Source organism: Streptomyces sp. NPDC057694 (genome assembly GCF_042799415.1).
Lineage (GTDB): Bacteria > Actinomycetota > Actinomycetes > Streptomycetales > Streptomycetaceae > Streptomyces.
This window is the reverse complement of record NZ_JBHVIX010000001.1, coordinates 611,433-626,698: the sequence shown is the minus strand read 5'-3', so window position 1 is coordinate 626,698 and position 15,266 is coordinate 611,433. Positions and strand designations below refer to the sequence as shown.

The following is a 15,266-nucleotide window of genomic DNA, read 5'->3' as shown; positions in this document are numbered from 1 at the left end:
GAGGTGCCACGGGAAAAAGGGGGTGTCAGGCGGCCGGGACGAGTTCGGCCTCGGCGCGGACGGTGCGGCGGGCGAGCAGCCAGTAGACGACGCCAGCGACGAGGGCGCCGGCGAAGACGGAGAGGTCCAGGCCGCCGGCCGCGTCGGACAGCGGGCCGACGAACACCGTCGAGTCGACCCACAGCACGGCCGCGACGAATCCCAGCAGGACCGCGATCAGACCGGCCGGGCGGACGCCGCCCTTGTGCCAGTAGATGCCGTCGCGGCCGGTCTCGCGGGGGAAGAACGAGGGCACGTCGTACCGGCCGCGGCGCAGCCACCAGTCGGTGAGATAGACGGCCGCCCACGGGCCGAGCCACAGCACGATCAGGCTGAGGAAGTTCGACAGCAGGGTGTAGAAGTCGGCGGAGAAGACCGCCCACAGGGTGATCGCCGTGCACAGCGTGAGGTCGATGAAGACGACCATCCAGCGCTTGACCGGGATGCCGACGGCCAGCAGGTTCAGGCCCGAGGAGTACATGTCGGTGGTGTTCACCGCGAGCAGCGAGACGATCGCGAGCAGCAGGTACGGGGTGATGAACCAGCCGGGCAGGATCTCCGGCAGACCCGAGATCGGGTCGGTCGCCTTCGTCGTCGCGGTGGCGACGGCCGCGCCGAGGATCTGCAGCAGGATGTTGGGCACCATGCCGCCGAGCGCGGCGCACGCGAAGACCTTGCGCGGCGCGGAGTTCTCGGGCAGATAGCGCGAGTAGTCGCTGCCCATGTCGGCCCAGGACAGCCCGCCCGACGCGGTGACCATGGCGAGGACGAGCGAGATCGTCACCAGGGACGGCGCGGCGCCGTGCGCCGAGAAGTCCGCCTTGGGCGCGACGAGGAACGCCATCACGGTGAACATCGCGGCGAAGATCCAGGCGAAGTACTTCTGCACCTTCATGATCAGGTGGTAGCCGGACAGCGGCAGCAGCATCTGCAGCCCCGCCGCGACGGCGATGACCACGAGCTTCAGGGGCGTGCCCGTGCTGATCCCGGCCTGGTCGAGCAGGGCGAGCCCGGCGAGGACGATCAGCACCATGCCGCCGGCCTCGAAGCCGACCAGCATCACCCAGCTCAGCAGGGCGGGCAGCCGTCCGCCGCGCGGGCCGAACGCGGCGCGCGAGACGGAGTGCGTGGAGGTGCCGGTGCGCGGGCCCTGGAGGCTCGTCAGTCCGGTGACGGTGAAGCCCAGCACGTTGCCGACGACGATCAGCGCGACCGCGTACCAGAACGACAGGCCGAAGGAGACGACCAGCGCGCCGTACACGACGGTGAACACGGTGGTGTTGGTGCCGGCCCACAGGCCGAACAGGCGGCCGGGGCCGCCCTGGCGTTCCGCGGTGGGAACGGCGTCGATGCCGCGCTGCTCGACCGTGAAGACGGACGTCGGCGCGGCGGGCGTGGTGGATCCGGGCGGTGCGGTGGCGGTGGCCTCGGCCATGGGCGGCAGGAGTCCTTTGCGGACCGGCGCCCCGGCCTGGAGGGACGGGACGCGATGTACGGGGGAGGAAAGAAGCGCGATCCGGGCGAGCCGGGTCCGCACGGCGGTGTGCGGCGCGGGGGAGCGGCGGGCGCCCGGACGAAACCGGGGAGCCTGCCGGAAGCGTTGCCTAAACGTTTTGGCAACGGTCCGGAACGTACTGCCTAAACGTTTTGGCAGTCAACCTGTAAGCTCGCCGCCATGTCAGACGTCACACAGCCGAAGCGCGGTGGAACGCCCCGGGGGGCCTCGGTGAAGGGCGGCGGTCTGCGGGAGGTGGCCCGCCGTGCGGGAGTTTCGGTGACCACCGCCTCGCACGCGCTGAACGGGGTGGGCCGGGTCGGCGCCGAGACCCGCGAGCGGGTGCTGGCCGTCGCCACCGAGATCGGCTACCGCGCCAACCCCAACGCCCGGGGGCTGCGCGGCGCCCGCACCGGACTGCTCGGTCTGACGCACCGCACCGCCGTCGAGGGCGGCATCACCGACATCGAGTACTTCGTCAAGATCGTGAACGCCGCGACCTGGACGGCGATGGCGCACGACTACTCCCTCGTGCTCGTCCCGCCGTCCCTGGACGGCCGCCCCTTCGACACCCTCCCGCTCGACGGCACGATCGTCATCGACCCGCTCACCGACGACCCGCTGCTGACCCGGCTGTCCGGCACGGGGGTCCCCGTCGTCACCACCGGGCGCGACCTGTCCCGCAAGGACGCCTTCCCCTGGGTCGACAACGAACTGTCCACCTGCGCCGTCGCCGCCCTCGACCACCTCGCCGCCACCGGCGCCCGGCGCATCGGCCTGCTCACCGGCTCGACCGGCCAGTCCTACGACGAGGACGCGGCCCGCGCCTACCGCGACTGGTGCGCGCGCACCGGCAACCCCGTCCTGATGGACCGCGCCGAGCCCGGCACCGACTCCACCGAGGCCGCGCACCGACTGCTGGCCCGCCCGGACCGCCCCGACGCCCTCTACGTGGTGATGGAGAAGTTCGGCTTCGCCACCCTCGCGGTCTGCCGCGAACTCGGGCTGCGCGTGCCCGAGGACGTACAGATCGTGGTCGGCGCCGACGGCGAGTTCGCCCGCAGCGCCCGGCCGGCGCTCACCGCGCTCGACCTGGCCCCCGAGGAGATCGGCAAGCAGGCCGCGGAGCTGCTGATCGACCTCATCCAGGACCCGCGGCAGGCGACGTCGGACCCGCGGCACCGGCTGGTGCAGGCGACGCTGCTGCCCCGCGACTCCACGCGGCGGGCCGGCTGACGGAACATGGGGCCGGCCCGCTCGGGCGGGCGATGCGGGGCCGGGTCGCACCGCCGTCCCGGGACGGCGGTAGGCTCGGGGAAGGCCGACCTCACTTGCTGACGGGAGGGTGCTGGGATGCCCCAGAGTCTGCCCTTCCGCACCCCTGAGCAAGTGGCGCAGGTGGCGTGCGGCGTCTCGGAGTTGCTGGAGGTCCTGTGGGGCCGCGGCCAGGCCGCCGCTCTGGCGGGCCCGCTGCCGCCCTCGCAGTTCCGGGCGCTGACGGTCATCGAGGGACAGAAGCGGGTCAATCAGCGGACCCTCGGCGAGGCGCTCGGCTCCCGGCCGTCGTCGGTCAGCCGGCTCTGCGACCGGCTCGAAGCGGCCGGCCTGGTGGAGCGGGTCGCCAGTCCCACCAGCCGCCGGGAGGTCGACCTGCGGCTCAGCCGGCGGGGCGCGGCCGTGCTGGAGGAGTTCCGTACCTCGCGCGCCCGGGAGCTGGAGTCGGTCCTGCGCTCCATGGCACCGGCCGAGCTGAGCACCCTGGTCGAGGGTCTCGAGCAGTTCCAGGAGGCGGCCGCCGCGCACATCGGGCTGAACGACGCCGCGTCCGGTCCCGAAGAGGTGTCCGAAGCCACCGCCTGACGAGGGCACGAGGGGTCAGGAGTGATCGCCGGAAGCCGCCTCCGATCGGTCGCACGGACAGTGCCGAGACGGCCCCCTGGCGAGATAGAATCCTCAAATAGGTGCCGCATGGCAATATTTGTGATCTTTTGACGTCCCGCTCGGCTCGTAGCTGCGTGCTGGGATCGTGGCTGTCGTCGGGCCGGTGAAGAACGTGCCGCCAGGAGCGTTCCCGGCCCGCGCGGGAATCGTCGGTGGCGGACGCCCGTTCCCGCTTCTCGCTCGGTGGCCGGCCCCGCCCCATCGGAGAAGTCTGTGACGAATTTCCTCGCCGCTGAGCGGGCCATTCGGGCCGCCGCGCCGTTCGACCTGCTGGACACCGTGCGCCGGGCGCTGGTCGAGCACTACGGAGCCGTCGGTGTCGACCTGCTGATGGCCGACTACAGCCTGACGCTCCTGCAACCGGTGACCGAGCTGCCGCACACCGCCGAGCCCGTCCCCGTGCACGCCAGCCCGGCCGGCCGGGCCTTCGCCAGCCAGGACCCCCACACCCGGACCGTGCGCGGCGAGGGATCGGTGGACCTCTTCCTGCCGGTGACCGTCCGCGGCGACAGACTCGGCATCCTCGCCGTGCGCGTGCCGGAGGAGAGATGCACGCCGCAGGAGGTGGACGAGCTCACCGATCTCGCGGAGGTCCTCGGGCACGAGATCGTCGTCGCCGACCGGGACACCGATGTCTACCTCCAGGCCCGCAGGGCGAGCCGGCTCACCCTGGCCGCCGAGATGCAGTGGCAGTTGCTGCCCGGGCGCTCCTACACACGCACGGAGTACGCGATCGGCGCACAGCTGGAACCCGCGTACGCGATCCACGGCGACAACTTCGACTGGGCCGCGACCGGCGAGACCCTGACGCTCACCGTCACCAACGGCATGGGGGAGGGCATCGAGGCCTCGCTCCTGACCAACCTCGCCGTCAACGCCCTGCGCAACGCCCGGCGGGCCGGCATCGGAATCGCCGACCAGGCGGCCCTCGCCGACCAGGCGCTCTACGCCCAGCACCGCGGGGAGCGGTACGTCTCGACGCTGCTGCTCTCCTTCGACCTGGCGACGGAGCGGGTGCGGGTGGTGGACGCGGGCTCGCCCCAGCTGTGGCGCCAGCGCGACCGGGCGGTGGAGCAGGTCCCGTTCGAGGCGCAACTGCCCCTGGGGATGTTCGAGGAGACCGACTACGTCGTGCAGGAATTCGACGTGCGTCCCGGTGACCGCCTCCTCTTCATCAGCGACGGTGTCTACTCGGCGCTGTCCGAATCGGGCGAGGCCTACGGAGAGCGCATGCTCGCACGCGCGATCCAGGCCGCGAGTCTGCTGCCGGCGTCGGCTGTGCCGCGGGCGATCCTCCAGGAACTCGCGGGACACGTGATCGTCGACGCGGAGGACGACGCCCTCGTGGTGTGCCTCGACTGGTTCGGCCGTGAAGGACGGGCCGCCTGAGCCGAGAACCGGCCGGTCGCCCAAGAACTCCGCCGTCGGCAGGGGTGTCAGTTGCCCGGGCAACCCTTACCATGCAACTGTTGCCCGATGGAAAGCATGAGAATTCGCGCCGGTCGGAAAACGGTACAAATCCGTTGAGAAGAGCGCCGATTGCTCTCCACGGACCTGCGGCGAAGGGTGGTGGGGGCTCGGCATTGCCGGGCCCTGCGTGATGGTTTCCCCCACGGAACCAATGAGCCCACGAGGCGCGGACACGACGACAGGCCGACGGGCCGCCCACCCGACCGTCACGGTGGACGGCACGGGCCGGGTCCTGTCCTGCGACGATCCGGCGGGCAGACTCCTCAAGGACCTGCGGGTCGGTGCGCTGCTCGCGGACACGGCCCCCGGCTGGCTGTCCCTGGCGCACACCGAGCTGCTGGCGCGCGGCGCCGAGGCGCGGTGGCCTCGGGCCGGATCGGTGAGGGAACGGTCGAGGCCTTCCCCAGCCGGCGCGCGGACGGAGCCGTGTCGTGGTGGCTGGTCGACGACCGGGATCTGCGCTCCGCCCGCGACCAGTTGGCGAGCGAGCGGGCCCGTTCGCGCCTGCTCCAGGAGGTGTCCAGCGAACTGCTGGCCTCGCTGAACGTGGACCGCTGCATGGCGGCGACCGCGTCCCTTGCGGCCGCACATCTCGCCGACGCGGCGGTCATCGTGGGGGTCGGCAACGGCCGGACACACCCGGTGACCTGGGCGTCCGCGGACTCCGTGACACAGCGCCACCTCGTCCTGGACCCCGCTGAACTGCCCGGCCTGAGCGAGGCGTTGCTGGGCTTTCCTCCGGTGCCCTCCCGGTGGATCGATCCCGTAGGAACACCGGAGTGGGCGATCCCCGAGGGCTTCGCCCGGTCGGCGTCCGAGATCGGTTCGGTGGTCGTGGTCCCCCTCCCGGGACACGGCCTGCCCGCCGGCGCCATCGTGCTGCTGCGCCACTGCGAGGAAGCGGCCTTCACCGAGGCGGAGGAGACCTTTGCGCGGCTGTTCGCCGCCCGCGCCGGAGCGGCGCTGTCGGCCGCCCGGATATACGCGCAGCAGACCCGGATCACCGACGTCCTGATGAGGGAACTGCTGCCGCCGACCCTGCGCCGGACCCAGGGCATCGACTTCTCGGGGCGCTACCGGCCCTCCGCGGCGAGCGAGCGGATCGGCGGCGACTTCTACGACGTCCACCCCGCGGACGATCCGGACGGCGAGGCGTTCGCGATCCTCGGGGACGTGTGCGGCAAGGGACTTGAGGCGGCCGTGCTCACGGGCAAGATCCGCAACACCGTCGAGGCGCTGCTGCCCTTCGCCTCCGACCACGCCCGCATGCTGTCGTTGCTCAACAGCGCCCTGCTCTCCTCCCACCACACCCGTTTCGCCACGATGGTGCTGGCCTCCGCGGTGCGCGAGCGGGACCGGGTCCGGCTGCGGGTCACGAGCGCCGGGCATCCCGCCCCTCTCGTCGTCCGGGCCGACGGCCGGGTCGAGGAGGCCAGGACGCGCGGAACGCTGGTCGGAGTGCTCCCCGAGATGACGGTGACCGGCGCGACCGTGGTCCTGCAGCCCGGCGAGACCTGCCTGTTGTACTCCGACGGCATCACCGAGGCACACGGCGGTCCCCTGGGAGACCGCATGTTCGGCGAGGAGCGGCTGCGCGCCGTGCTCGCCGAATGCGCCGGGCTGCCCGCGGCGGCGATCACCGAGCGGGTGCAGATGGTGGCCTCGCAATGGGTCGGCGACGGCCAGCACGACGACATGGCCCTCCTGGCCATCACGGCCCCGCGCGCCGCTCACCTCACCGCCGTCGACGGGCACACCCGGGGAAGGTTCACGTCTTGACATCGCGGAGCCGTGCCTCGGGTGGACGCGCCCCGGGGGCCCGTCGGTTGATCCGGGTGTCAGTTCCGCGGACCGGCGCCGTCGTCCGTCAGGTCGGCGTGCAGCAGCAGCATCCGGGCCAGCTCACGGGCCTCGGCGCTGGTGAGGGAGGCCCACACCCCCGGCTCGCCGCCCCGGTCCGCGCCCACGTCCAGGGTGACCCGGCCGATCGGTGTGCCCGCGGGCGCCAGCTGGATGCGGTGCACGGCGATCCTGCGCCCGCACGTCGTCACGACACAGCTTTCCTCGTTGTTCAGCGCCCCGTCGGGTCCTGACCTCGCCATCACACTCACACTCCTCCGCCCCCATGGGGCCCTGCCGCCGGTCTTGTCCGCGCAACTGATACCTGGCCAGGTATCAGGAACAGCGCTGCGGGCGGCCGCATTGTTCCGCCGGAGGGTGTGAGGTGCGGGCGTCAGTGGGCGTGCGGCCCGTCCCGGTGGACCGGACCGTGGGAGTCCGCGCAGTGGGAGTCCTCCCCGGTGGCGCCGGTCCGCGCGACCTGGAGGACGGGCTCCGGGGCGTGATCGACCTGAAGGGTGGTGTGCGTGATGCCGTAGTCGTCGCGCAGCAGTTCGCCCAGCGTGCGGCGCACGGCGTGGCAGTCGCCGCCGGGCTCGACCAGCACGTGCGCGGACAGGGCCGCCTGCCCGGAGGTGATCTGCCAGACGTGCAGGTCGTGCACCTCGACGACCTGCTTCTGCGCGACGAGCCGGTCGCCCAGGGCGTCGGGGTCCAGGCCCGCGGGCGCGGCCTCCAGGAAGATCCGCCCGGAGTCCCGCAACAGCCCGTACCCCGCCTTCACCATCAGGGCGACGACGACGAGGGTGGCGATGGCGTCGGCGCGGGCGAAACCGGTGAGGACGACGATCAGGGCGGCGACGGCGGTCCCGATGAAAGCGAACAGGTCGTTGAGGATGTGCTGGTAGGCGCCCTCCACATTGAGGGAGGAGCGGTTCGCCCGGGACAGGCACCAGGTCGCGGCGACGTTCACGACGATGCCGGCGAGCGCGGTGGCGAGCATCAGTCCGCCCGCGACCTCGGGCGGCGAGAGCAGCCTGCGCACCGCCTCGTACGCGAGCCAGACACCGAGGAGGAGCAGCGTCAGCCCGTTGGCCTGGGCGGAGAGGATCTCGGCGCGCTTGAGTCCGTAGGTGAAGCGGCCCTTCGCCGGACGGGCCGCCAGCCGCATCGCGATCAGCGCGAGCACGATGGACGCGGCGTCGGTGAGCATGTGCGCCGCGTCCGAGATCAGGGCGAGGGAGCGGGCGACGACGCCGATGACGACCTCGACGGCCATGAAGCCCGTGATCAACGCCAGCGCGATGCCGAGCCAGCGGCGGTCCGCGTCCGCCGAGACGCCGTGCGCGTGACCGGCGTGCCCGTGGCCGCCGTGGTCGTGACCGTCCCCGGGGCTGTCGGTGTGCCCCGAGGTCGGCCCGTGGTCGTGCCGGCTCATGTGCGCGTCCTCCCCCGTCGACGGTTGCCTTCATGGCAGTCAAACGCATGCCGCGACCATCGGCAAAGGCTGCACCGGTGACCGTTGTCATGTCGGATATGAAGCCCCTGACCTGCACCTCTTCGGCGCGTCCCGGGAGCGGGCGGATGCGTGCATGGGGCACCGGTCCGACGGGCGGGTGTGATCTTCCTCGCGGGGGCGCCGTGTTTTCGACCTGCATGGAAGTGCCGATCGGGGGGCATGCGGGTCTGCCTGAAGGAGTTTGCCTTCTTGTCCGGAGGCGGCGCACCGGGAGACCGGCCCGCGCCCCCGTCCGGAGGGAAGCCGGAGGAAGGAAATCCGTCAGTGAGCGCGGAGACGACGCAGGCGGCAAGTGAGGCCGAGCCGGAGTGGAACCCGGAGGCGGTACGCCGCCACAGGGGACTGTTCCGGGTCATCGAGCGACGGCGCAGCCCCAAGCTGCGGCGCAGCGACATCACCGTGACCGAGGAGTCGGCGGTCAAGCGCGCGGTGAAGGCCGCGATGCTCGGCAACGCCATGGAGTGGTTCGACTTCGGCATCTACTCCTACATGGCCGTCACGCTGGGCAAGGTGTTCTTCCCGTCGGGCAACCCGACGGCCCAGACCCTCGCCTCGTTCGGTGCGTTCGCCGCGGCCTTCCTGCTGCGGCCGATCGGCGGATTCGTCTTCGGGCCGCTCGGTGACCGGATCGGCCGCAAGAAGGTCCTGTCCCTCACCATGATCATGATGGCGCTCGGCACCTTCGGCATCGGCCTCGTGCCCTCGTACGCCGCCATCGGCATCTGGGCGCCGGTGCTGCTGCTCCTCTTCCGCGTCATCCAGGGCTTCTCGACCGGCGGTGAGTACGGCGGCGCGGCCACCTTCATCGCCGAGTACGCCCCCGACAAGCGGCGCGGCTTCTTCGGCAGCTACCTGGAGTTCGGCACGCTCGCCGGATACGTCGGCGCGGCCGGTCTCGTCACCGTTCTGACCACCGCCCTGGACGACGGCGCCATGCTCTCCTGGGGCTGGCGCGTGCCGTTCCTGGTCGCCGGTCCGCTCGGTCTGATCGGCATGTACATGCGGCTCAAGCTGGAGGACACCCCGGCCTTCCAGGAGCTGGAGCGCGAGCAGGAGCAGGGCGCCGAGCGCCCGAAGTTCCGCTTCGGCCCGTTCTTCCGCGACCACTGGCGTGCGCTGATGCTCTGCATGGTGCTCGTCGCCGCCTACGACATCGCCGACTACGGCCTGCTGTCGTACATGCCGACTTACCTGACCGACGAGCTGAAGTACGGCTCCACCGCCGGACTCGTCGCCCTCGTCGTCGTCATGGTCGTCCTGATGTGCCTGGTCCACCCGCTCGGTGCCCTCTCCGACCGCGTCGGCCGCAAGCCCGTCCTGCTGACCGGCATGCTCGGCTTCGTCGTCCTGACCGTGCCCGCGTTCCTGCTGCTGCGCAGTGGGGGCCACGTCGCGATCTACGCCGGTCTGCTGCTGCTCGGCCTGTGCCTGCTGACGTTCCTCGCGACGATGTCCGCCGTGCTGCCGGCGCTCTTCCCCACCGAGGTGCGCTACTCGGCGCTCGCGATCTCGTTCAACGTCGCCGGGTCCCTCTTCGGCGGCACCACGCCGCTGGTGATGGAGGGCCTGACGAGCGCCACCGGCAACAGCCTCATGCCGGCGTTCTACATGATGTTCGCGGCCGTCGTCGGCGCCGTCGCCGTCCTCTTCATGAAGGAGACGGCGCGCCAGCCGCTGGCCGGCTCCCCGCCGTCGGTCTCCACCGCGGAGGAAGCCTCGGCGCTGGTCACCGCCCAGTACACGCGCGGCCCGCTCTCGCAGCTCCCGGCCGACGGCCCCGACCCCCTGGCCGAGACGGCGAAGCCCGACGCCCGGGAACCCGCCGGCGTCTGAACCGTCGTACGACATGGGTGGTGCCCGGAAGAGAGCGGTCTCTCCGGGCACCACCCATGTCGAGGGTCAGCCGACCAGCAGGACGAGCTTTCCGCGCACCCGGCCGCTCTCGCCGGCCCGGTGCGCCTCCGCGATCCCGGCGAGCGGGAAGGTGCTCACGACGGGCGGTGCGAAGCCCCCGGCCTCGATCAGCGGGCCGATCTCGGTGAGCGCGTGCACCGCGCGTCCGTCGTCGCCACGGCTGAACCGCACCCCGTGGTCCCGCGCACCGGCGAAGTCCGCGACGGTCAGCACGTGTTCCGGACCGCCGGCGAGCCCGATCAGCTCGGGCAGCACCCCGCTCCCGGCGACATCGAGCGCGAGGTCGACACCGTCGGGCGCGAGCTCCCGCACCCGCTCGGCGAGCCCGTCACCGTAGGCCACGGGCTCGGCGCCCAGCGACCGCAGATATGTGTGATTCGACGGACCCGCGGTGCCGATCACCCGCGCACCGCGGGCCACGGCGAACTGCACCGCCGCACTGCCGACGCTCCCCGAGGCGCCGTTCACGAGCAGCGTGCTGCCGTTTTCGACGCCCAGTTGGTCGAGGGCGCGCATCGCCGTCTCGACGGAACTGGGGAGCGCGGCGGCAGCGGCGAAGTCGAGCGCCGGAGGGATCGGCGCGTAGAAGGCCAGTACCGCCAGTTCCGCCTGGGCCGCTCCGTCGGGGCAGAAGCCGAAGACGCGGTCGCCGACGGCCACGTCCGTGACGCCCTCGCCCACCTCGTCGACGACGCCCGCCGCCTCGTAGCCCAGCGTCTGCGGAAGCTCCTGGTCCATCAGACCGCGGCGCTTCTTCCAGTCACTGGCGTTGACACCGGCCGCGCGGACCGCGATCCGCACCTGGCCGGGGCCCGGGTGCGGATCGGGGAGTTCGACGATGTCGAGGACGTCGGGGTCCCCGAACACACTGAAGCGGGCGGCCTTCATCCACGGCTCCGATCTCACCCCGGGCCGGGAGTACCGCCGGCCGAGAGGCGCTGTTCCTTCGTTCGTTGCGACGACCGTACGGGACAGATCAGGCCCGCGCTCTGCGCCTTTTCCGGCGCACATGCCGGTGCGGCGCCCACCCGTCCCTCCGGAGGAAGAACACGCGGGCGCCGCACCGGCACCGCCGTCACTGCTCCGGCGCGTCCCCGAGCTGGATCTCCTGCGGGTGCACGCAGTGCCAACGCCGTCCGTCCTCGCCCGTCTCCGCGGCCGGGAACACGGTCGCGCACACGTCGTCCGCCTTCCAGCAGCGCGTACGGAACGGACAGCCGGTCGGCGGGTGGGTGGCCGACGGCACCGGGCCGTGCAGCACGATCCGGTCCGGCCGCTCCAGCAGGCTCGGCGTGGCCGACAGCAGCGCCTCCGTGTAGGGGTGGCGGGACTGCCCGGTGACCTGGTCCGCCGGGCCCTCCTCGACCACGCGCCCCAGATAGAGCACGGCGATCCGGTCGGCGAGATAGCGCACGGTCTGGACGTCGTGGGAGATGAACACCATGCCGAGCCCGAGGCGTGTCCGCAGATCGGTGAGGAGGTTCAGGATCTGCGCGCGCACCGACACGTCCAGCGCGCTCGTCGGCTCGTCGGCGACGATCAGCTCGGGTTCGAGGGCGAGCGCCCGGGCGATCGCCACCCGCTGGCGCTGCCCGCCCGAGAGCTGACCGGGCGTCGCGTCCAGGGTGTGCCCGGGCAGGCCCACCAGGTCGAGCAGCTCCAGGACCCGCGCCTCGCGGGCCTCCCGCGTGCCCCGGCGGTGCACGTCCAGCGGGTCGCGCAGGATGCGGCGCACCGGCAGCCGGGGGTTGAGCGCCGTGGACGGGTCCTGGAAGACGACGCCGACCGCGGGCCCGAACCCGTCGCGCCGTTCGGCCGCGGACATCGCCCACAGGTCACGGCCGCGGAAGGCCACCTGACCCTCGGTGGGCCGCTGCAATCCCGTGACCACGCGGGCCAGCGTCGACTTGCCGCAGCCCGACTCGCCGACGAGGCCCAGGATCTCGCCGCGCCGCACCTCCAAGGAGCAATCGGTCAGCGCGTACACGGAGTCGCGGCGCAGGATGCCGCCGCTGCGCGCCTTGTGCCGTACGTGGATGCCGTCGAGCCGGATCAGCGGGTCCGTGGCGGATTCCCCGGCGCGTTCCGGGGCGTGCTGCAGCGCGGTCATCGGGTGCTCTCCAGGGACGGTACGGGCTGTGCTGCGGGCGCCGGGTGGTGGCACGCGAACCGGTGGTCCTCCGCGCTGCCCCGCCCGACGGCGGCCGGCGGCGTGGTGGCGCACAGGTCGGTGGCGGCGGCGCAGCGCGAGGCGAACCGGCAGCCCGGGCCGAACGACCGGGGCGCGGGCACCACACCCCGGATCTGGTGGAGGCGCTCCGCGCCCGCCTCCAGGGAGACGACGGAGCCGAGCAGACCGCGGCTGTAGTGGTGTGCCGGGTCGGTCAGCAGGGAGCGCGTCGTGCCGGCCTCGGCGACCTGACCCGCGTACATGACGGCCACGCGGTGGGCGAGGTCGCCGACGAGGGCGAGGTCGTGCGAGACGAGGACCATGGCGAAGCCGAGTTCGTCCCTCAGCCGCGTGAGCAGTTCGACGACCTGGGCCTGCACGGTGACGTCCAGCGCGGTCGTCGGCTCGTCCGCGATGAGCAGCCGGGGGCTGCGGGAGAGGGCCATGGCGATCAGGACGCGCTGGCGCTGGCCGCCGGACAGCTCGTGCGGATAGCTGCGCAGGGTGCGGTCGGGGGAGAGGCCGACCAGATCGAGGAGTTCGGCGGGGGTGCGGGTGCCGCCGCGGGAGGTGAGCCGCTTGAGCTGGGTGCCGATCAGCACGGACGGGTTCAGGGACGACATCGCGTCCTGGTAGACCATGGCGATCTCCGGGCCCATCAGGGCGCGGCGCTCCTTCGCCGACAGGGTCAGCAGGTCGCGGCCGCGGTAGCGGATCTCGCCCTCGACCTCGGCGTTGCGGGCGAGCAGCCCCATGACCGCGAGGCTGGTGATGGACTTGCCGCAGCCTGACTCGCCGACCAGGCCCAGCGTCTCGCCCTCGCGGACGGTGAAGGAGATGCCGTCGACGACGCGCGTGTCGCCGTACCGGTCGGGGAAGCGGATCGCGAGGTCGCGGACGACGAGCAGGTCGGCCGCGTCGGCGGGCAGCGCGGGCACGGCGGGCTCGATGTGCGACAGACGCTCGGCGAGTTCGGCGAGCGCGGCGTCCACGTCGCCCTGCTCCACGGCGGCGTCGGCCGGGACCGCGGTGACGGCCTCGTCGCCGCCCCCGGTGCGGGACTTGTCCGGCGCCGCCGCGGCGTCCGTCATGCCCTCCGACAGGATGTTCAGGGCGAGCACGGTGACCAGCAGGCACAGGCCGGGGAAGAAGGTGGCCCACCAGCCGCCGGACAGCAGGATCTGCCGGCCGTACGCGAGGACGCTGCCCCAGCTCGGGTCGGGGTCCTGCACACCGGCGCCGATGAACGACAGGCTCGCCTCGAAGATGATGGAGTCGGCGACCATGACGGTGGCGAACACCATCACCGGGGCGGCGCAGTTGACGGCGACGTGCCGGGCGACGATGTAGCCGCGCCGGGCGCCGATGACCTGCTCGGCGGCGACGTAGTCCTCGCCGTACTGCTCGAGGACGTTGGCGCGGACGACACGGGCCAGCGACGGCGCGTACACGAACGCGATGGTGAAGATGATGACCGGGACGCTCGGCCCGAACACGGCGACGAGGACGGCCGCGAGGGCGATCGGCGGGAACGACATCACGACGTCGAGCGTGCGCATCACGCCCTCGTCGGCGAGCTTGCGCGAGGTGGCCGCCAGCGCGCCCAGCACGGAGCCGATGACCAGCGCCAGGAGCGTCGCGCCGAAGCCGATGGTGAGGGAGTAGCGCGCGCCGTGCACCACGCGGGCGAAGACATCACGGCCGGCCCGGTCGGTGCCGAACCAGTGGTCGCCGCTCGGCGCCTGGGCCGGCGTGCCGGTGGCGAGCGGGTCCTGGGTGAGCAGCGGCGCGAGGACGGCGCCGAGCACGACGATCAGGAGCACACCGAACGCGATACGGGCGGTCGGGGAGAGGCGGCGCAGCCGGGCGCCGGGCCGGGCGAGGCGCCCGGCGAGAGAGCGTGGGGCGAGCATCACACCGTCCTGATACGCGGGTTGACGAGCAGATAGAGCAGGTCGACGACGACGTTGACCACGAGGAACGCGATGGCGATCGTGAGCACGGTGCCCTGGACGAGCGCGACGTCCCCGCCGGAGACGCCTTCGAGGATCAGCTTGCCCATGCCGGGCAGGTCGAAGATCGCCTCGATGACGACGGCGCCGCTGAGCAGGTAGCCGACCTTGACACCGAGGACGGTGAGCGGGGTGACCAGGGCGTTGCGCAGCACCGAGCGGATGATGAGGAACGGCGGCAGACCGCTGCCCCGGGCGGTGCGGACGTAGTCCCGGTCGAGTTCGGTCACCATCGAGGTGCGGATGAGGCGGGCCAGCGACGCGGCGACGGGCAGCGCGAGCGAGATCGCGGGCAAAGCCAGCGAACGCAGCCAGCCGGTGAAGGAGTCGGCCGGGTTCACATAGCCGCCGGTCGGGAACAGCGGGGTGTTCAGCGCGAACTGCTGGATGAGCAGCACGCCGAGCCAGAACGAGGGCAGGGCGATCCCCGCCATCGACAGGACGCGGAAGACCTGGTCGGGCCAGCGGTCGCGGTACATCGCGCTGGTCACGCCGAGGATCAGCGCGAGCACGATGGCCAGCGCCAGACCGAGCAGCGTGAGCTGCAGGGTGAGCGGGAAGGCCGTCGCGATGCGGTCGATCACGGGCTGGCTGGGCGGCACGGTGACGCCGAGGTCACCCCGCACGAGCTGGCCCAGGAACGAGAAGTACCGCACCGGCAAAGGGTCGTTGAGCCCGTGCGCCTCGGCGAACGCGGCCCGCGCCGCGGGGCTCGCACTGTCACCGAGCGCGTTGTACGCGGGATCGGCCGGCGAGAACTGCATGACGACGAAGACCAGCAGCGCGATGCCGAGGATCATCACCGGCATCATCGCGACGCGGCGCAGCGCGAGCCGGAGAAAAGCAACCATCGTGAGGTTCCTAGAG

Annotated in this window: 12 protein-coding genes; 5 read left to right on the top strand and 7 right to left on the bottom strand. The window is 72.1% G+C overall.

Translation table 11 applies throughout. The features are described 5' to 3' along the window. Positions 1–25: 25 nt before the first annotated feature. Positions 26–1,474: a purine-cytosine permease family protein gene (locus tag ACFVDP_RS02995; RefSeq protein WP_383482252.1), complete on the bottom strand. Its 1,449-nt coding sequence runs from the start codon at positions 1,472–1,474 to the stop codon at positions 26–28. A 240-nt stretch (positions 1,475–1,714) separates the two neighbouring features. Here ACFVDP_RS02995 and ACFVDP_RS02990 point away from each other — a divergent pair, with 240 nt between their 5' ends. From ACFVDP_RS02990 to ACFVDP_RS02975, 4 genes are all read left to right on the top strand, one after another. Then, a complete protein-coding gene (locus ACFVDP_RS02990; protein WP_383482249.1) occupies positions 1,715–2,770 on the top strand; it encodes a LacI family DNA-binding transcriptional regulator in 1,056 nt (351 codons plus the stop codon). A gap of 117 nt (positions 2,771–2,887) precedes the next feature. Continuing rightward, positions 2,888–3,394, top strand: a complete 507-nt coding sequence (locus ACFVDP_RS02985; protein WP_383482245.1) for a MarR family winged helix-turn-helix transcriptional regulator — start codon at positions 2,888–2,890, stop codon at positions 3,392–3,394. Positions 3,395–3,688: 294 nt separating this feature from the next. Continuing rightward, positions 3,689–4,864 (top strand): PP2C family protein-serine/threonine phosphatase, encoded by a 1,176-nt coding sequence (locus tag ACFVDP_RS02980; protein ID WP_383482242.1) that lies wholly within the window; start codon positions 3,689–3,691, stop codon positions 4,862–4,864. 441 nt (positions 4,865–5,305) lie between these two features. Then, on the top strand, positions 5,306–6,724 hold the full coding sequence (locus ACFVDP_RS02975; RefSeq protein WP_383482239.1) for a PP2C family protein-serine/threonine phosphatase: 1,419 nt from the start codon (positions 5,306–5,308) through the stop codon (positions 6,722–6,724). 59 nt (positions 6,725–6,783) lie between these two features. On the opposite strand, the gene ACFVDP_RS02970 is transcribed toward ACFVDP_RS02975, so the two are convergent. Both ACFVDP_RS02970 and ACFVDP_RS02965 read right to left on the bottom strand, forming a co-directional pair. Continuing rightward, complete coding sequence (locus tag ACFVDP_RS02970) at positions 6,784–7,047, bottom strand: hypothetical protein (protein ID WP_383482236.1); 264 nt, start codon at positions 7,045–7,047, stop codon at positions 6,784–6,786. Positions 7,048–7,178: 131 nt separating this feature from the next. Further along, positions 7,179–8,222 (bottom strand): cation diffusion facilitator family transporter, encoded by a 1,044-nt coding sequence (locus ACFVDP_RS02965; RefSeq protein ID WP_383482233.1) that lies wholly within the window; start codon positions 8,220–8,222, stop codon positions 7,179–7,181. Between the two features lie 345 nt (positions 8,223–8,567). Here ACFVDP_RS02965 and ACFVDP_RS02960 point away from each other — a divergent pair, with 345 nt between their 5' ends. Beyond that, a complete protein-coding gene (locus ACFVDP_RS02960) occupies positions 8,568–10,136 on the top strand; it encodes an MFS transporter (protein ID WP_383482230.1) in 1,569 nt (522 codons plus the stop codon). A gap of 66 nt (positions 10,137–10,202) precedes the next feature. On the opposite strand, the gene ACFVDP_RS02955 is transcribed toward ACFVDP_RS02960, so the two are convergent. The 4 genes from ACFVDP_RS02955 to ACFVDP_RS02940 all read right to left on the bottom strand — a co-directional run bounded on the left by ACFVDP_RS02955 (position 10,203) and on the right by ACFVDP_RS02940 (position 15,250). Continuing rightward, positions 10,203–11,105, bottom strand: coding sequence for an NADP-dependent oxidoreductase (locus ACFVDP_RS02955; protein ID WP_383482227.1), 903 nt, complete (start codon positions 11,103–11,105; stop codon positions 10,203–10,205). A 187-nt stretch (positions 11,106–11,292) separates the two neighbouring features. Beyond that, entirely contained in the window at positions 11,293–12,273 is a 981-nt protein-coding gene (locus ACFVDP_RS02950; RefSeq protein ID WP_383484293.1) for an oligopeptide/dipeptide ABC transporter ATP-binding protein, read from the bottom strand. Positions 12,274–12,323: 50 nt separating this feature from the next. Further along, positions 12,324–14,300 carry a dipeptide/oligopeptide/nickel ABC transporter permease/ATP-binding protein gene (locus tag ACFVDP_RS02945; protein WP_383482224.1) on the bottom strand — a complete coding sequence of 659 codons (1,977 nt, stop codon included), beginning with the start codon at positions 14,298–14,300 and terminating at the stop codon, positions 12,324–12,326. Next, positions 14,300–15,250 carry an ABC transporter permease gene (locus tag ACFVDP_RS02940; RefSeq protein ID WP_383482222.1) on the bottom strand — a complete coding sequence of 317 codons (951 nt, stop codon included), beginning with the start codon at positions 15,248–15,250 and terminating at the stop codon, positions 14,300–14,302. The genes ACFVDP_RS02945 and ACFVDP_RS02940 overlap by 1 nt, the downstream gene beginning before the upstream one ends. Between the last annotated feature and the right edge of the window lie 16 nt (positions 15,251–15,266).